The 15,850-nt window shown below is 38.1% G+C and carries 17 protein-coding genes and 3 pseudogenes; 11 read left to right on the top strand and 9 right to left on the bottom strand.

Going from position 1 to position 15,850, the window contains the following annotated elements; genetic code table 11:
- The first annotated feature begins 3 nt into the window (after positions 1–3).
- The 4 genes and pseudogenes from arsB to H0S58_RS07485 all read left to right on the top strand — a co-directional run bounded on the left by arsB (position 4) and on the right by H0S58_RS07485 (position 2,085).
- On the top strand, positions 4–1,044 hold the full coding sequence (gene arsB / locus H0S58_RS07500; RefSeq protein ID WP_195726178.1) for an ACR3 family arsenite efflux transporter: 1,041 nt from the start codon (positions 4–6) through the stop codon (positions 1,042–1,044).
- Positions 1,045–1,048: 4 nt separating this feature from the next.
- Positions 1,049–1,459: pseudogene (locus tag H0S58_RS07495) on the top strand (NAD(P)H-dependent oxidoreductase); the annotation flags it as partial.
- Between the two features lie 186 nt (positions 1,460–1,645).
- Positions 1,646–1,891: a hypothetical protein gene (locus tag H0S58_RS07490; protein ID WP_195726177.1), complete on the top strand. Its 246-nt coding sequence runs from the start codon at positions 1,646–1,648 to the stop codon at positions 1,889–1,891.
- A complete protein-coding gene (locus tag H0S58_RS07485) occupies positions 1,888–2,085 on the top strand; it encodes a hypothetical protein (RefSeq protein ID WP_053578114.1) in 198 nt (65 codons plus the stop codon). The genes H0S58_RS07490 and H0S58_RS07485 overlap by 4 nt, the downstream gene beginning before the upstream one ends.
- Positions 2,086–2,309: 224 nt before the next feature.
- Here the strand turns inward: H0S58_RS07485 and H0S58_RS13795 are convergent.
- A pseudogene (locus tag H0S58_RS13795) lies at positions 2,310–2,643 on the bottom strand (site-specific integrase); the annotation flags it as partial.
- A 129-nt stretch (positions 2,644–2,772) separates the two neighbouring features.
- Between H0S58_RS13795 and dusB the strand changes: the two are divergent.
- A complete protein-coding gene (gene dusB, locus H0S58_RS07475) occupies positions 2,773–3,789 on the top strand; it encodes a tRNA dihydrouridine synthase DusB (RefSeq protein WP_053580219.1) in 1,017 nt (338 codons plus the stop codon).
- A 242-nt stretch (positions 3,790–4,031) separates the two neighbouring features.
- Here dusB and H0S58_RS07470 read toward each other — a convergent pair whose 3' ends face one another.
- Positions 4,032–5,075, bottom strand: coding sequence for an NAD(P)H-dependent flavin oxidoreductase (locus H0S58_RS07470; RefSeq protein WP_195726175.1), 1,044 nt, complete (start codon positions 5,073–5,075; stop codon positions 4,032–4,034).
- 203 nt (positions 5,076–5,278) lie between these two features.
- Here H0S58_RS07470 and H0S58_RS07465 point away from each other — a divergent pair, with 203 nt between their 5' ends.
- Both H0S58_RS07465 and H0S58_RS07460 read left to right on the top strand, forming a co-directional pair.
- On the top strand, positions 5,279–6,538 hold the full coding sequence (locus tag H0S58_RS07465) for a putative DNA modification/repair radical SAM protein (RefSeq protein WP_053578111.1): 1,260 nt from the start codon (positions 5,279–5,281) through the stop codon (positions 6,536–6,538).
- On the top strand, positions 6,538–7,215 hold the full coding sequence (locus tag H0S58_RS07460; RefSeq protein WP_195726174.1) for a TIGR03915 family putative DNA repair protein: 678 nt from the start codon (positions 6,538–6,540) through the stop codon (positions 7,213–7,215). The genes H0S58_RS07465 and H0S58_RS07460 overlap by 1 nt, the downstream gene beginning before the upstream one ends.
- Here the strand turns inward: H0S58_RS07460 and H0S58_RS07455 are convergent.
- A protein-coding gene (locus H0S58_RS07455; RefSeq protein WP_195726173.1) for an IS3 family transposase occupies positions 7,205–8,280 on the bottom strand; the annotation gives its coding sequence in 2 pieces (ribosomal slippage) (positions 7,205–8,028 and positions 8,028–8,280; 1,077 coding nt in all). The genes H0S58_RS07460 and H0S58_RS07455 overlap by 11 nt on opposite strands.
- A gap of 76 nt (positions 8,281–8,356) precedes the next feature.
- On the opposite strand from H0S58_RS07455, the pseudogene H0S58_RS07450 reads away from it, so the two are divergent.
- Positions 8,357–8,521: pseudogene (locus H0S58_RS07450) on the top strand (DUF4130 domain-containing protein); the annotation flags it as partial.
- A 51-nt stretch (positions 8,522–8,572) separates the two neighbouring features.
- Positions 8,573–9,100 (top strand): hypothetical protein, encoded by a 528-nt coding sequence (locus H0S58_RS07445; RefSeq protein WP_195726172.1) that lies wholly within the window; start codon positions 8,573–8,575, stop codon positions 9,098–9,100.
- Between the two features lie 56 nt (positions 9,101–9,156).
- On the opposite strand, the gene H0S58_RS07440 is transcribed toward H0S58_RS07445, so the two are convergent.
- The 4 genes from H0S58_RS07440 to ahpF all read right to left on the bottom strand — a co-directional run bounded on the left by H0S58_RS07440 (position 9,157) and on the right by ahpF (position 13,463).
- Complete coding sequence (locus H0S58_RS07440; RefSeq protein ID WP_195726171.1) at positions 9,157–10,368, bottom strand: YeeE/YedE family protein; 1,212 nt, start codon at positions 10,366–10,368, stop codon at positions 9,157–9,159.
- Between the two features lie 175 nt (positions 10,369–10,543).
- Positions 10,544–11,236, bottom strand: a complete 693-nt coding sequence (locus tag H0S58_RS07435; RefSeq protein WP_053578107.1) for a VIT family protein — start codon at positions 11,234–11,236, stop codon at positions 10,544–10,546.
- 114 nt (positions 11,237–11,350) lie between these two features.
- The gene (locus tag H0S58_RS07430; RefSeq protein ID WP_053578106.1) at positions 11,351–11,695 is read right to left on the bottom strand and encodes a hypothetical protein; all 345 of its coding nucleotides are present in this window, start codon (positions 11,693–11,695) and stop codon (positions 11,351–11,353) included.
- A 202-nt stretch (positions 11,696–11,897) separates the two neighbouring features.
- Entirely contained in the window at positions 11,898–13,463 is a 1,566-nt protein-coding gene (gene ahpF / locus H0S58_RS07425; protein ID WP_195726170.1) for an alkyl hydroperoxide reductase subunit F, read from the bottom strand.
- A gap of 186 nt (positions 13,464–13,649) precedes the next feature.
- On the opposite strand from ahpF, the gene H0S58_RS07420 reads away from it, so the two are divergent.
- Together H0S58_RS07420 and H0S58_RS07415 are read left to right on the top strand one after the other, a co-directional pair.
- Complete coding sequence (locus H0S58_RS07420; RefSeq protein WP_053578104.1) at positions 13,650–13,871, top strand: DUF1653 domain-containing protein; 222 nt, start codon at positions 13,650–13,652, stop codon at positions 13,869–13,871.
- A gap of 46 nt (positions 13,872–13,917) precedes the next feature.
- A complete protein-coding gene (locus tag H0S58_RS07415; RefSeq protein WP_195726169.1) occupies positions 13,918–14,502 on the top strand; it encodes an O-methyltransferase in 585 nt (194 codons plus the stop codon).
- 52 nt (positions 14,503–14,554) lie between these two features.
- On the opposite strand, the gene H0S58_RS07410 is transcribed toward H0S58_RS07415, so the two are convergent.
- A complete protein-coding gene (locus tag H0S58_RS07410) occupies positions 14,555–14,746 on the bottom strand; it encodes a KTSC domain-containing protein (protein ID WP_195726168.1) in 192 nt (63 codons plus the stop codon).
- Between the two features lie 268 nt (positions 14,747–15,014).
- Positions 15,015–15,578 (bottom strand): alkyl hydroperoxide reductase subunit C, encoded by a 564-nt coding sequence (gene ahpC, locus H0S58_RS07405; protein WP_053578101.1) that lies wholly within the window; start codon positions 15,576–15,578, stop codon positions 15,015–15,017.
- Between the last annotated feature and the right edge of the window lie 272 nt (positions 15,579–15,850).

Raw genomic sequence — 15,850 nt, 5'->3', positions numbered from 1 at the left:
ATTATGTCTGCTTCTAAAATGTCATTTTTAGATAAAAACCTAACCCTATGGATTTTCATTGCGATGGCATTGGGTGTGGGGATTGGTGTGTTCTTTCCTCAGGCATCTGTTGCCTTGGACAAGATGAGCATTGATTCAGTCAATCTCCCAATTGCCATTGGTTTGATTGTAATGATGTATCCACCACTGGCCAAGGTGGACTATGCAACATTGCCACAAGTTTTTAAGGATAAACGAACGCTCACCTTATCCTTGGTGCAAAACTGGCTCATTGCACCTTGTTTAATATTTGCTTTAGCCATCATTTTTTTACAGTCCTATCCTGAATATATGACCGGTGTGATCCTGATTGGATTGGCTCGATGTATTGCCATGGTGTTGGTCTGGAATGGTTTGGCTTGTGGTGATAATCAGTATGTTGCAGGTTTAGTCGCATTTAACAGTATTTTCCAAATCCTATTTTTTAGTACCTATGCTTGGCTATTTTTGACCTTTTTACCGCCTTATTTTGGTGTGGAAGCGCAAGTTATTAATGTCAGCTTCTGGACCATTACCCATGCAGTTTTGGTTTATTTAGGGATTCCCTTTTTAATGGGTTTCTTAACGCGCTTAATTTTGGTGAAACAAAAAGGCGTGGAGTGGTATCAAACCAAGTTTATTCCGAAAATCAGTCCTCTAAGTTTGATTGCTTTGCTGTTCACGATTTTGGCTATGTTTAGCCTGAAAGGTGGTGAAGTGGTCAGTTTGCCACTCGATGTACTCAGAATCGCCATTCCTTTGACCATTTACTTTGTGCTGATGTTTTTTATTAGCTTCTTTATGAGTAAATGGATGGGAAATGATTATCCCAAAACTGCTGCCATCTCGTTTACTGCGGCAGGGAATAATTTTGAATTGGCTTTAGCTGTTGCCATTGCAACCTTTGGATTGGCATCACCGGTTGCTTTTACAACAGTCATTGGGCCACTGGTTGAAGTTCCCGTACTCATTGCTTTAGTAAGTGTGTCACTCTGGCTTCGAAAAAAAGTCTTTAAAGAGATATAACGCTATGACTCTCCCAAATGTAGATTTAAATCTTCTTGAACAACCGACTTTAGATAAAGTTCAAGCCAAAGAACTTGATCATCCACCTCGTATTTTACTGCTTTACGGTTCAAACCGAGAGCGCTCATACAGCAGACTTGCGGTGATGGAAGCAGGACGGATCTTGGAATATTTTGGTGCTGAAGTAAAAATCTTCCATCCAAAGGGATTACCTTTGCCTGAAGATGCGGATACTGAACATCCTAAAGTCAAAGAGTTACATGATTTATTAGCTTGGGCAGAAGGAATGGTGTGGTGCTCGCCTGAGCGTCATGGCTCCATGAGTTTTATTTTTAAATCGCAAATTGACTGGATACCATTGGCGGGTGGTGCAATTCGTGCAACTCAAGGAAAGACTTTGGCCTTGATGCAGGTCAAGAGAATCAATCTCAGCAGCATCCACAACAACCTGATCAACAAAAGCCAAATCAAGATAATCAACAAAATACACAAAAAGAATCTGAGCAAAAAGATTCAGATAAAAAATAACAATAACGTTTATTTTATCTAATATATAAAAATTAAAGGGGCTTAGGTTCCTTTAATTATATGGTGATTTAGAATGAACAGAAAACTTATACAAGTACATAAAATGTTTGAAGAGTTTAGATTGTTGCCCAAAGTTATGTACATTGGTGAATATGACAATAATTGTAATTTAATTAATGTATACAACGAACTACAAGAGAAATTAACCAGAATATTTGGAACATCTCAATGGATTCTGCCTTCCACAAATGAAGTGTTTTATATCGATGAATATAATAATTTTCAAATAAATTTTGATAAAGGTGGGGAGCTAATATGATACATCCTCAAGTTCTAGTCACATTTTATAAACTAACTGATCCAAATAATCAAAAAGGAGCTTGGGCTAATTATGATGAAAATGGAAATTTTATAAATATTACGAATGATTGTGGAAAAGAGTTAAAGTTGTTGGACGCTAATCGTGTCTGTATAGATGATGAATTTTGGGTTTGGAAAATAGACACTAAATAAAAGAAATTAATTTAGTGTTCTTTGGAGAGGTTCTCATGAATCTAACTGAATTTTACTTAACAATGAATCAAAAATATCGAGAAGATATGTTGATTAAAGATCATGAACAAAATAAAAATGATCTTGAGCATAAGTGATTTTAATTTTTAAAATATAAAATTTTTGTTTCTCTGTTCTTTTCAATGGATTATCTTTTTATGATCACTAAGGTCTGAAAAATCTTATCGTGTTAATGAATAGATATTTTTCTCTGAAATCTCTAAACTAGCGATGTGATTGAGTGCCCCAGTTTTTGTTCACGCAAAACTATCCACCTCATCAGGGTATCATTTAATACATTCAGCTAATGTCGCCTGCTTAATTTCTTCTTTAAGATTAAGCATCTTATCTGGATTTAATTCAATTTCAGCTTCAGTACGCTTAACGAATTCGTTTGCTCGTAATTTTTTGTTGAAGTTTTGACACCTTAGAATCTGGATAACCTTCTCGCTGAACACTCACCTGAGTACGATAACGTATAGTTCCATCTTTTAATTGGTGTTTAGTAACCGTACTCATATCATTTGCATCTTGAATTTTCATGGTGCAAACAGGGTGTAATAATAGGGTACTAGAAGTCAATAAGAGGCGATTCAAAGAAGTTGAACGAGGTTAAAGAAATTGAGTCAAAACAATGTAATTAAAGAATTGTTTGATAAACCAATAGGTAACAAGATTTGGGTCGCTCCGATGGCAGGCGTTACGGACCGTCCATTTCGCTCATTATGTAAATATTTTGGTGCAGGACATGCCGTCAGTGAAATGATGACTTCAGACCAAACGTTACGTATGAGCAAAAAAAGTTTATATCGTGCCAATTTTGATGGTGAAATTGCTCCTATTTCTGCACAAATTGCAGGTTCAGACCCGCTCGATCTTGCAGAAGCTGCGCGCTATCAAGTGGCCAATGGAGCACAAATTGTCGATATTAATATGGGGTGTCCAGCCCGAAAAGTTTGTAATAAATTAGCTGGTTCTGCACTGTTAAAAGATGAAGATTTGGTGGCGCGTATTTTAGATACTGTCGTGGCTGCAGTCGATGTTCCCGTCACTTTAAAAACCCGTTTGGGTTATTTAAATGGTGATGAAAATATTTTACGTGTTGCTCAACGTGCTGAGGATGCAGGCATCGCTGCATTGGCTCTGCACGGCCGTACCCGTGAAGATATGTATTTAAATACTGCACGCTATAGTCTGATTAGAGACGTGAAGCAAATGCTCAGCATTCCAGTGATTGCCAATGGTGATATTGATAGTCCTGAGAAAGCTAAATATGTACTGGACTATACAGGTGCAGATGGCATCATGATTGGTCGTGCTGCCCAAGGTCGTCCTTGGATTTTTCGTGAAATTTCTCACTACTTGGAGACAGGGCAGCATTTGGCTGCACCCAATATTCAGGAAGTAAAAGATGTGCTTTTAGGACATTTATCAGAACTCTACACATTTTATGGCGAATATTCGGGTTGTCGAATTTCACGAAAACATATTGCGTGGTACACCAAAGGTTTACGTTCAAGCAATGAGTTTCGTCAAAACATGTATAAAGTGGAAAGTACGAATGCACAGTTTAAGGTGGTTGAAGATTATTTTAATCAACTGCTGATGTATGGCGACATTATGAGTGATGTACAGGTCGAACAGGTTAATTTACTCGAAACTTAATGAGTTTTAATCTTTCATTAAAATGCTGCATAACCTATTCAATTATTTTTTCAATTTAAAAATTTTAGATGATCATATTTCAAGACTCCATCGGGACAGTTATAAAAGATAGCTGTCCTAGATGTGTTCTACTGTTATTTTCATTAAATTTGATAAATCTATTTTTTAAATCCTCTATTTAATATCAATACCTCTTTTTATCTTTTTAGATAACGCACAACTTCGATTGAACGAGTATGAGCTTAAGTTTGGCTCATTTCTAATACCAGCTGATTAATTAAGTCAGCAGCTTCCATTTCGCGAATGTGTGCCACATTGCTTCCCGCCCAAAACGCACCAAAACCATCATCACCGTGTGCTATTGCTGCATTATTCAATTGTTTGCCTAAATCATAACAGTAAGGATAAGTCGCCACTTCAGGTCGTTCTGGTCGGTCGACTTGAGTGTGCCAATGATTAATTAAACCACGTGCAGGACGGCCTGAAATGCTTGCACTCACTTGAGTAATCGGTTTGTTAAACAAGGCTTTTCGATAGGCTGCATTGGCATTTGAACTTTTACATTGCACAAAAGCTGTTCCAAGTTGAACGGCTTCTGCACCTAAATTGATTAGCGCTTGTGCATGCTGCCCATTCATGATTCCACCCGCTGCGATAATCGGCAGATGGCAATATTGTTTGAACAATTGAATTAAATCTGATGTTTTGACTGCACTATCGAAATGATTGTTAAAAATACCACGGTGACCACCCGCTTCAATGCCTTGAGCAATGATGATATCAATCCCTGCGGCTTCAATTGCAAGTGCTTCCGCTAGATTAGTAGCGGAAGCCAGAGTAATAATATCAGCAGCTTTTAAAGCTTGAATTTGGTGAGAGTGTGGAATACCAAAATGAAAACTGACAGCTTTCGGACGTGTTTCAAAAACGAGTTGTAAGTAATCGTCATGATCTAAAAAACTGGGATAGATACACTTTAATTCAGTGGGTACAGTAGCGTGATATTTCTCAAAATATGGGGTCAAATACTGAATCCACTGTGCTGAAACTTGAGGATCTAATGGCAAGCTTTGATGGCAAAAGAAATTGACTTGAAAAGGTCGATGAGTTAGCGCTTGTGTGGCTAAAATTTGTTGACGTGCATCTTCAACAGTATTGGCCCCCAGCCCAAGTGAACCTAAACCTCCTTGATTAGACACTTCAGCCGCAAGCTTCGGTGTGGAAACACCTGCCATTGGAGCAAGCAAAATAGGATGTTTAATCTCAAGTCTTTCTAATAAAGTCATAGGGCTCTCCTCATGGATATTACTTTGCCCAAGCCTTAAACATTAAGCAAATAATATTCGTCATTTTAATAGGAAATAAAAGGATGTTTTCAGCATGAAATAAAAAATACAACGTCATTCTCTGTCGCAGAATAGATGAGTGAACACTTCAACGCTGCATTAAAATTTATACTGTATTTTTTATTGATGAGTGTGACTGACTCATGTCTGAACGTATCCGTGAAAAACTACAAATTTTAGCCGATGCTGCCAAGTATGATGTATCGTGCTCATCCAGTGGTAGCAACCGAAAAAATAAAGACAAAGGCTTGGGCAATACAGGATCAGGTATTTGTCACAGCTATACGGAAGATGGCCGCTGTGTATCCTTATTAAAAATTCTATTTTCGAATGTCTGTATTTTTGACTGTTCTTATTGTGTCTCTAGACGCTCCAACGATGTAAAACGAGCGGCTTTTACTGTACAAGAAGTGGTCGATTTAACCATGAATTTCTATCGACGTAATTATATTGAAGGCTTATTTTTAAGTTCTGGTATTTTTAAATCAGCAGATTTCACCATGGAGCGTATGTTGCAAGTGGTAAAAAAATTACGTCTAGAAGAAAATTTTAATGGCTATATTCACCTAAAAACCATACCAGGTGCTTCACAAGAAATGATTACTGAAGCGGGTTTATATGTAGACCGTATGAGTATTAATTTAGAAATGCCGACTGAAGCAGGTTTACAAAAGTTTGCGCCTGAAAAAAGCCATGCAGAAGTACAAAAAGACTTAGGAATTGTGCGCGATCGTTTAATCCAATTCAAAGATGAGCGCAAGCTGATCCGTTCCGTCCCTAAATTCGTTCCAGCAGGGCAGACCACACAAATGGTGGTTGGGGCACACAGTGAGACTGATCAAGATATTATTTTAATGGCAGCTCGTCATTATAAAGAATTTAATCTGAAACGGGTGTATTACTCAGGCTATATCCCAATTAATGAAGAAGAAAAAGCCTTACCCGCAGTTGGATCTGCACCGCCGTTATTGAGAGAAAACCGGTTGTATCAAAGTGACTGGCTGATGCGTTTCTATGGCTTTGATGCAACAGAACTGGTCGATGAAAAACATCCCAATTTAGATTTAGATGTAGATCCTAAATTGAGTTGGGCGCTGCGTCATCCAGAGCAATTTCCAATAGATTTAAACAGTGCCGATTATCGAATGATTTTACGTGTGCCAGGGATTGGCGTGCGCTCTGCGAAAAAAATTGTGCAGGCACGACGATTCGGAAAAATCCATATCGATCAATTAAAACGTATTGGTGTGGCATATAATCGTGCGCAGCATTTTATTCGATGTGCTGACACGCCAAAATTTATTAAGGATCAATTACCGAGCCAAATCCGTCATCAAATTTTACAGTCGGGGCAGTCAAAATATACTCAGCAACTTTCTCCGCAATTGGGTTTTGGTTTCTGATGGTGATCTATTGTTTTGATGGCAGTATGACAGGCTTATTAAGTTGCGTATTTCGTGCATTTCAATTTCAGGATTTTCAAGCGACCATTACCAGTGATGTGCATGCCCAAAATGGTCTATTTGATGATTTTATCCAAGTGTCTTCAAACGATGAGCACGCCCAACGTGTATGGCAAGGGCTTAAGAAAAAAACGTCTGGTCAGAGCCAGCGTAATTTTTACTACACTTTTCTCTCAGAAAATCAAAGTGCTTATCAGCATTTATTTAACTATTGTCTATATGTTTTTCAGCACTCAGATAAGGTTGATGAAAATTATGGTCAGCATGATGTGTTGGCATTGGCGCAGTGGGCCAAGCAAGTCGGGCGTGAAAAACATCGTATGGAAGCATTTGTTCGCTTTAAAAAATGCCAAAATGATTTGTTTCTAAGTTTAGTTCGACCTGATTTTAATGTTTTGCCATTAATTGAGCGGCATTTTAAAGCACGCTATCAAGATCAAAAGTGGTTAATTTATGATGAAAAGCGTAAATATGGAATTTATTATGATTTACATAAAATCCATCAAATTGAAATGAATGCTACTGAGGTGGACACCAAGTTAGCCAGCGGTTTGGTAATACCCCCATTTTTAATTGAGTTAATGAGTAGAAAAACCGAAGCCTTTATCATTGTTTAAATTTAGGTGGTTTACCATCAACTGACATATGAGGTCGTTCATGATTATAAAAGTGTTGCCATGCTGTTGTATAGTCTTGAACATCTTCAAGTTCTCGAAATAAATATTGATTTAAACATTCATAACGTACTGTCCGATTGAAGCGTTCTACATACGCATTTTGTTGTGGATTGCCAGGCTGGGTAAATACATGCTCAATTTCATGCTGCTTACACCATGCCTCCATTAAATCACTGATGTACTCTGGTCCATTGTCACTTCGGATTCGTTTTGGTTTACCTCGCCATTCGATGAGTTGATCCAACCCTCGAAGTACTCGTTCAGCGGGTAAGGAGAAGTCAATCAAGATATCTAATGACTCACGGTTATAGTCATCAATGACGTTATGCACACGGTAACTGCGGCCATCACTGAGTTGATCGTGCATAAAGTCCATTGACCATGATTCATTCTGCGCTTCTGGTACTGCAAGAGTTTCAGGCTTTATCCGTTTAATGCGTTTGTTGGGTTTAATCCGAAGGTTAAGCTCAAGCTCCTTATAAATGCGATAAATACGCTTGTGATTCCAAGGGTAGCCTTGGACATTACGCAGGTACAAAAAGCAAAGCTTAAATCCCCAAGTCTTATTCTCATTGGTGAGCTTAATCAGCCAATCTGCAATAACCATATTCTGCTCCTTCAATTGAGCTATATAGCGATAACAGGTTTGACTGACTTGGAATATGAGACAGGCCTTACTCACTGAGATCTTATATTGCTCAACGGCTTGTTGAGCAAGTGACTTGCGTTGCGTGGGCCTTATAACTTTTTTGACAGTGCATCCTGAAGAATGTCTGCTTTAAGACGTTCATCCGCATACATGCGCTTTAGGCGGGCATTTTCTGCCTCTAGCTCTTTAAGTCGAGTCATCATGGAAAGATCCATGCCGCCATATTTGGACTTCCATTTGTAAAAAGTGGCAGAACTCATGCCATGTTCTCGGCATAGATTGGGCACTGGAGTACCTGCTTCAGCTTGCTTCAAAATACTCATGATTAAGCTGTCTGAATATTTAGATGTTTTCATAGAAAATCTCCTTAGATCAAGGCTATTCGATTTTCTACTTTTAAGTTCAATTATTTTTAGGGAGCATTACCGTTTTAGCCAATCTTTTACTGTAAAACTAGATGAACAAGAATTACTCTATGATCAACTGTGGAAAGATTATTTCCGTAGTGTCAATATTGAAGCACGCCAAAACATGAGACTGCATATTCAATATGTCCCCAAACGTTACTGGCGCTATATGAATGAGAAGTCAATTTAGGAAAAAAATTCAGGCATACTAAGGTAGTTTAATGTGACCAATAGGGAATGTATGAGAAAGCCGTTCATTTTAGCGACTTTTATGTCAAGTTTGATTGTCTCAGCGTGTTCATCCTCAGAACAAAATAAAATACAGATTCATCCTGAGGATTATAAAGTTGAAAATGTGGCGCAGTTAGAACAGCGATTTGAAACTTTAAATCAGCAATTATCACGCGATTATCAGAATTTTAAGAAAAATAACGCGATTGCTTTCTCAGATCAGTCCATATTTGATGTTCAACAGCTTCAAACTTTAGATTTACATGCGGTAAGTCGTACGTCATTAAAACCAGTCAAGCAAGCGTATTGTAAAATGATGAATGACTATTTTGTGCAGATGTATTATTTAGGTCATCAAAATATAAATTTATTGTCACAGACGCAATGGCCAAAGATAAAAAACCAAGACTTGATCAAAGATTTTAGCAGTGCAGATCAGTTTTACGATTTTATTTTAAACCGTTATACCCATTATCGTCAGGCACAAGAAATTATGGGCTTCGGCTGTAATTTGAAACAAGCTTTACAAGAAAATTAATAGGCTAGTTCATAAAAGCCCATCATTGGATGGGCTTTTTATTTTGAAAATCAGACTTAACAGCCTGTTAATTTCTCAGGTTGAGGACGTTCGTTAGGGAAGAAAATTGGACGGAGTTTGACGCCAATTCCATTACCCATAAAAGCAAAAATGAGCCATAACCAACCATGTAAACTGCCCGACGCGATACCACTGAAATATGCACCAATATTACAACCGTATGCCAAACGTGCGCCGTAACCCAGTAATAGTCCACCAACAACAGCAGCAATTATTGAACGTTTTGGAATATTCAAATTCGGTGCAAATTTACCTGCAAGACTAGCTGCCAGTAAAGCACCCAGCATAATACCGAAATTCATCATAGAGGTGATATCGAACCAGAGTGACTCAGCTAAGGCTTTAGCGTTACTAGGTTGTTGCCAATAGGCCCAAGAAGCGACATCGACACCCACCAAACTTGCAGATTTTGCTGCCCAAACGGCAAGTGCTGAAGTCACTCCCCATGGGCGGCCGGCTAAAGCCAAAGTTGCAAAATTTAATAAGGTTAAAATAATTCCGCCCCAAATCAGTGGCCATGGACCACGTAAAAAGCGTTTGAAACCTTGAGTTTCTGCAATAGGTTCGACTTCAAGTGAACCATGACGTTTTTTCTCAAAAAAAATGGTGGCTAAAGCAATTAAACTAAACAGCACAAAGCTAAGCACTAATGCGGGAACTACACCTAGGCTAGATACTATAGAAATAGGCGCAAGATGGGGAAGATTAAACCACCAGTCTAAATGGCTGGTCGCAATTAAAGAGCCCAGACAAAAGAAAATCAAAGTTACAATCATGCGCGCGCTACCACCGCCTAAGGTGTAAAGCGTACCTGAAGCACAACCACCTCCCAATTGCATGCCTATGCCAAAGATAAAAGCACCAATCATCACTGACATAGAGACCGGACTAACATTACCTTTGACAGGATTGCCAAACAGTTCGCCTGCACCTAAAGCAGGGAAGAACAATAATACTGCTAAACTCAACATGATCATTTGGGCACGTAAACCACGACCGCGACGTTCTTTAATAAAAACGCGCCAGCTAGACGTAAATCCAAAGGAAGCATGATATAGCGTCATTCCTAACGCACCGCCAATGAGAAATAGCAATGCTTGATTGAGGCTGACCATTTGATAAGCACCTAAAGTGCCTATTAACAAAAGAAAAAGAGCCACCCAAATGGATCGATTAGATCGATGGGATTTTGCAGCAATCACAGACATGGGAGTAGAAAACTAAATAAATGAATAACCATATTTTAATGGATTATTCACCTATATTATGACTTTAATAGACCGATGATCTGTTTTATTGTTGAGAATAACTGATTTTATATATCAGTAAAATAGATTAATTGAATCAATTAAAGATTAAAGATTAAAGATTAAAGATTAAAGATTAAAGATTAAAGAGTGAACCAATCCATGCCGAAAAGGTCATGGCGATAATGCCCCAAACCGTGACTCTTAAACTTCCTTTCAATATTGAAGTCCCTGCAAAATAGCTAGATAACATTCCCAAACCCGCTAATGATAAAATGCCCACGATCATGACAACGGTAGAAATATAATTCTCTGGACTAATTAAAATTGAAAACATTGGAAAGAGCGCACCCAGTGAAAATGCCAGTGCTGATGAACCTGCAGCTTGAATTGGATTGGCCGAAGTATTTTCATGAATACCAATTTCGTCTCTCGCGTGCGCATCTAAAGCATTTTTAGCGGTTAATTGAGTTGCCACTTCCTTCGCCAAATCTGGAGTGAGGCCACGTAGCACATAAATATGGGTCAATTCTTTCAATTCTAAATGTGGATTCTGCTCTAATTCATTTGCTTCAAATTTTAAATCTGCATGCTCAATATCAACTTGAGATTTAACTGAAATATACTCACCCGCTGCCATTGAGCTTGCACCAGAAATAAGCCCTGCAATACAGGTAATCAGTAGAGTCTGTGATGAAGCTCCACTTGCTGCCATACCCATAATTAAACTGGTCACAGAAATAATTCCATCATTTGCACCCAGCACTGCGGCCCTTAGCCATCCTGTACGGTGAATAAAATGTTTTTCTTCGTGATGGGAATATGACATAAGAATATACTCTGTTATTCAGTCGATTTTACTCAAAGAATTTAAAAAATCCATCGAATTTAAGCATCATAAAAAAGCCCCTGAACAGGGGCTTTTTTAGATTAAGTGATCAAATTATTGTTGAGCTTCTTTTTTCACATTTGCCGCTCCATTTTCTACTGCACCAGCAGTTGCAGCAGTCGCATCTTTAGCAGCTTCTTTGGCATCATGTGCCGCAGCTTCAGCGTGATCAGCAGCATTATTTGCCGCAGCAGCAGTGGCATCTGCTGCATTATCTACAGCTGTTGCTGTTTCATTTGCCGCATTTGCAGTTGCATCAGAAATATCATGACCTGCTTGATTTGCAGCATTTTCAAGATGTTCACCTGTAGTTGCACCTGTTTCAGGGGCTTTGTCTTTATTACACCCAACCAAAGCAACGGTAGCAGCAAGACCTAAAGCAACAAGTAATTTATTCATTCTCATATTTCCTTTTAATTGTTGTATCCGCATAAATGGGATAAAGCGAATATAATCGAAAACTCTTTACAATCAAGATCAAAAATTGTAGATAAAATGTAATTTTAGTTCAAAAAGTCTAGTGAAAAAAAAGGCTTATATCGTTCTATCTATACAAGCCTTTCTTTGTTTATGCAGCATTAATTAAATAATAGGCAGTTACTTACCCCTCAGCGCGGATTAAATAATCAAAGGCAGATAATGCAGCCTTCGCACCTTCACCTGTCGAAATAATAATCTGCTTATACGGTACAGTCGTACAATCACCCGCTGCAAATACCCCTTGAACATTGGTTTCATTGCGATCATTAATCACAATCTCGCCTCGCTTAGACAGCTCAACGTTAGATGCTTGCAAAAAGTCTGTATTCGGTAATAAACCAATTTGAACAAAGATTCCAGCCAGTTCAACTGTATGTTCCGTATTTGTGGCACGATCTTGATATTTCAGTGCCGTTACTTGTGAACCATCACCCATCACTTCAGTGGATAAAGCATTCAAAATCACCGTGGTGTTAGGCAAACTATGCAGTTTGTTCTGTAACACTTGGTCAGCACGCAGTTGGGTATCAAATTCAACCAAAGTCACATGTTCAACAATACCCGCCAAATCAATCGCCGCTTCAACCCCTGAATTACCACCGCCAATCACGGCCACACGTTTGCCTTTAAACAAAGGGCCGTCACAGTGTGGACAGTAAGCCACACCACGAGTTTTGTATTCTTGCTCACCCGGTACATTCATCTCTCTCCAACGTGCACCAGTCGACAAAATAATGGTTTTAGATTCCAGAATGGCACCATTTTCTAAAGTCACTTCAACCCGTCCATGCGCTGTTTCATCTGCACCTTTGATGCTCGACACTTTTTGTAGGTTCATGATGTCTACATCATAAGCACGTACATGGGCCTCCATTTCAGCGGCAAACTTTGGCCCTTGGGTTTTTTGCACCGAGGTGTAGTTTTCAATGTCCATGGTATCCATGACTTGTCCACCGAAGCGTTCTGCCACAATACCGGTGTGAATCCCTTTTCGTGCAGCATAAATGGCAGCAGTATTGCCGGCAGGACCACCTCCAATCACCAGTACATCAAAGACCTCTTTGGCATTGAGTTTTTCTAGATCTTTACTAGATGAGCTTGAATCAAGCTTGGCCACAATTTCTTCTAAAGTCATACGACCTTGACCGATATGTTCACCATTTTGGAACAGCATCGGGACGGCCATGATTTTGCGCTGTTCTACTTCATCTTGAAAGAATGCACCATCAACCATGGTGGCTGTCGTACCTGGATTGTGAATCGCAATCAGGTTCAAGGCTTGCACCACATCTGGACAGTTATGACAGCTTAAAGACACAAATACTTCAAAGTCAGAGCTTAAGTTTAAGCCTTTGATTTGTGCCAAAACGTCATCAGAGACTTTGGGTGCATAACCTGAGACTTGTAACAAAGCCAAAATCAAAGAAGTGAACTCATGTCCCATCGGTAAACCTGCAAAGTTCACCCGAGCTTGTTCTCCGACTTTGGCAATACCAAAACTTGGACGACGGCTATTGTTTCCATCAAAACGTACGCTGACTTGATCAGACAATGCAGCCACTTCGGTGACCAATTCTTTGATTTTTTCAGATTTGTCTGAATCATTTAAGGAGGCAACCAATTCAATTGGACTTTCTAAACGTTCAAGGAGTGTTTTTAATTGTGCTGAGGTATTTTGATCTAACATGGCTTAAGTCTCCAAGGGAGTATATTTATATTCAATGCAGTGATCATAAGGCAATTCAAGGAATAGATAAAACAGTTTGTTTTTATTGTTGTGATCGTATAAATAGATTAATACGTCAGTCAATCTTTTAAAATCAGAATGCTAATTTTGATTATGATAAACAGACATTTGAATAGGTAAGTATGTATGACGCTTAAAGCAGGAATTTATCAACACTATAAAGGCAATTTATATCAAGTTTTTCACGTGGCAACGCATAGTGAAACAGCAGAAAAATTAGTGGTTTATCAATGTTTATATGGTGATTACTCAATTTGGGTACGACCTTTAGAGATGTTTCAAGAAACGGTTACGCTTGAGAATAACCAGATATTTCCACGATTTAAATTGATTCAAGAAATAGCATAACCACAATTTTTATTCTAATTTTTAAATTGCAGTTAAGAGATTAAATATGAATTTGGTATTCCAGCAGCGTATGCAAACGTTGTATCAACAATTTATTGCATTTGATGCATTACAAACTGAACGTACTCAGCGCTATCGAAATATTGAACCTGAGTCTGCATTATTTTTAGCGATGCAAATTCGAGTTCAACAATCAAAAAAAATTCTTGAAATTGGTACCTCGACTGGATATTCAACTTTATGGTTGGCAAATGCAGCACAAGAAACGCAAGGGCAGATCACAACGCTTGAAATAGAGCCTGATCGAACTGCTCAAGCTCAGCAATACGCCCAAGAATTAGGTCTGGATCATGTGATTGATTTTAGAATAGGAGATGCGCAAGCGTTTTTGAACAATAATTTGAATCACTACGATTTTATTTTATTGGATGCAGAACGTGATGCTTATGTAGATTATTGGAATAATCTACAACATATGATTGCTCCCAAAAGAGGTATTTTGATTGTAGATAATGTGATTTCTCATGCTGCAGAAGTACAAGAATTTATTGCTCTTGTACAAAGTGATGCACGTTTTATCACGACAACGTTGTCTGTGGGGGCTGGTTTATTTTTGGTATGTTACCGATAAATAAATATTTAAAAATCAGGGGATACCCTGATTTTTATTAATTTATAGACACTCAGGTAAAGTGCAAATCATATTCTAGGTATTTGTGCACAAAAGCAGTTTTGTCATTACAACGCAATAAATTATTATAAATAAATTCTGAAACAGGATGGTAAAGTTCACCTGAGCCATTGTTATAAAAATTTTTTAAATAGCGCGAAACCGCATTATATTTATATGAAGTGACTACAAGTGTTGTGCCCATAGATTTCCTCCAAATTTATACTTATAAATGATGTATTAAGTTTTCTATATAACTTGAAATTAAGACAAAAAGTAAAGAGGATGTATAACAATATTGTAATCTTTTCGCCTATCAATCGTGAATATTTTATACCTGAGAAGAACGTCATTTAATTTTAGTCTTATCCTTAAAATTTGTATAAAGCATTTAGCGATGACAATTTTAGAGCATGCATAAAAAATCACGCTAAAAGCGTGATTTTTTTAAGTTAGTTCAATCTAATAGCAGATTAGATTTTACCGACTAAGTCGATTGAAGGCGCTAAAGTTGCATCGCCTTCTTTCCATTTCGCTGGGCAAACTTCACCTGGGTGAGCGTGTACATATTGAGCAGCTTTCACTTTACGAAGAAGTTCTTGAGCATCACGGCCAATACCACCAGCGTTGATTTCAACGATTTGGATTTTGCCTTCAGGATCGATTACAAAAGTACCACGGTCAGCAAGACCAGCAGCTTCGATTAATACTTCAAAGTTTTTAGCAAGTGTCCACGTTGGATCGCCTACCATTGGGTATTCAATTTTTTTAATTTCTTCTGAAGAATCATGCCAAGCTTTATGCGTGAAATGTGTATCAGTAGAAACTGAATAAATCTCAACACCTAATTTTTTGAATTCAGCATAGTTGTCTGCAAGATCACCAAGTTCAGTTGGGCAAACAAAAGTGAAGTCAGCTGGATAGAAGAAAAATACTGACCATTTACCTTTAAGGTCTGCTTCAGTCACTTCAATAAATTGACCGTTAAGGAATGCTTGTGCTTTAAATGGTTTAACTTCTGTATTAATTAAGCTCATCATTGTCTCCGTGAACGAGGTTGTATTTAATTTCTAAGAGAATAGCGAATTTTTTGTTATTGCTGAAACAGTATTTTTACATCATTGAAATCGGAAAAACCGAATTAAGGAGTAAAGAGTATACTTTTCATCAAATCTAATTCTTTATCAATTAAGCCCTATCAAAATGATAACTTAATGAAAAAAAATCAGTTTTTCAGCTTGCTTAGAGAGATGAAGGCTGATGCTACAGAATTCAAGGGTTAAGCATTTATTTTTTTAATTTTCTTGAG

Origin of the sequence: Acinetobacter sp. TTH0-4 (assembly GCF_015602665.1) — a bacterium.
GTDB classification, from domain to species: Bacteria; Pseudomonadota; Gammaproteobacteria; order Pseudomonadales; family Moraxellaceae; genus Acinetobacter; species Acinetobacter albensis.
Note: the sequence above shows the minus strand (reverse complement) of the source record. Positions and strands in the feature narration are given on the sequence as shown.

Bases quoted from the DNA above. Each gene is read 5' to 3' on its own strand.
- arsB (WP_195726178.1), top strand. From the start codon at position 4: ATGTCTGCTTCTAAAATGTCATTTTTAGATAAAAACCTAACCCTATGG.
- H0S58_RS07490 (WP_195726177.1), top strand. From the start codon at position 1,646: ATGAACAGAAAACTTATACAAGTACATAAAATGTTTGAAGAGTTTAGA.
- H0S58_RS07485 (WP_053578114.1), top strand. From the start codon at position 1,888: ATGATACATCCTCAAGTTCTAGTCACATTTTATAAACTAACTGATCCA.
- H0S58_RS07470 (WP_195726175.1), bottom strand. From the start codon at position 5,075: ATGACTTTATTAGAAAGACTTGAGATTAAACATCCTATTTTGCTTGCT.
- H0S58_RS07465 (WP_053578111.1), top strand. From the start codon at position 5,279: ATGTCTGAACGTATCCGTGAAAAACTACAAATTTTAGCCGATGCTGCC.
- H0S58_RS07460 (WP_195726174.1), top strand. From the start codon at position 6,538: ATGGTGATCTATTGTTTTGATGGCAGTATGACAGGCTTATTAAGTTGC.
- H0S58_RS07445 (WP_195726172.1), top strand. From the start codon at position 8,573: ATGAGAAAGCCGTTCATTTTAGCGACTTTTATGTCAAGTTTGATTGTC.
- H0S58_RS07440 (WP_195726171.1), bottom strand. From the start codon at position 10,368: ATGTCTGTGATTGCTGCAAAATCCCATCGATCTAATCGATCCATTTGG.
- H0S58_RS07435 (WP_053578107.1), bottom strand. From the start codon at position 11,236: ATGTCATATTCCCATCACGAAGAAAAACATTTTATTCACCGTACAGGA.
- H0S58_RS07430 (WP_053578106.1), bottom strand. From the start codon at position 11,695: ATGAATAAATTACTTGTTGCTTTAGGTCTTGCTGCTACCGTTGCTTTG.
- ahpF (WP_195726170.1), bottom strand. From the start codon at position 13,463: ATGTTAGATCAAAATACCTCAGCACAATTAAAAACACTCCTTGAACGT.
- H0S58_RS07420 (WP_053578104.1), top strand. From the start codon at position 13,650: ATGACGCTTAAAGCAGGAATTTATCAACACTATAAAGGCAATTTATAT.
- H0S58_RS07415 (WP_195726169.1), top strand. From the start codon at position 13,918: ATGAATTTGGTATTCCAGCAGCGTATGCAAACGTTGTATCAACAATTT.
- H0S58_RS07410 (WP_195726168.1), bottom strand. From the start codon at position 14,746: ATGGGCACAACACTTGTAGTCACTTCATATAAATATAATGCGGTTTCG.
- ahpC (WP_053578101.1), bottom strand. From the start codon at position 15,578: ATGAGCTTAATTAATACAGAAGTTAAACCATTTAAAGCACAAGCATTC.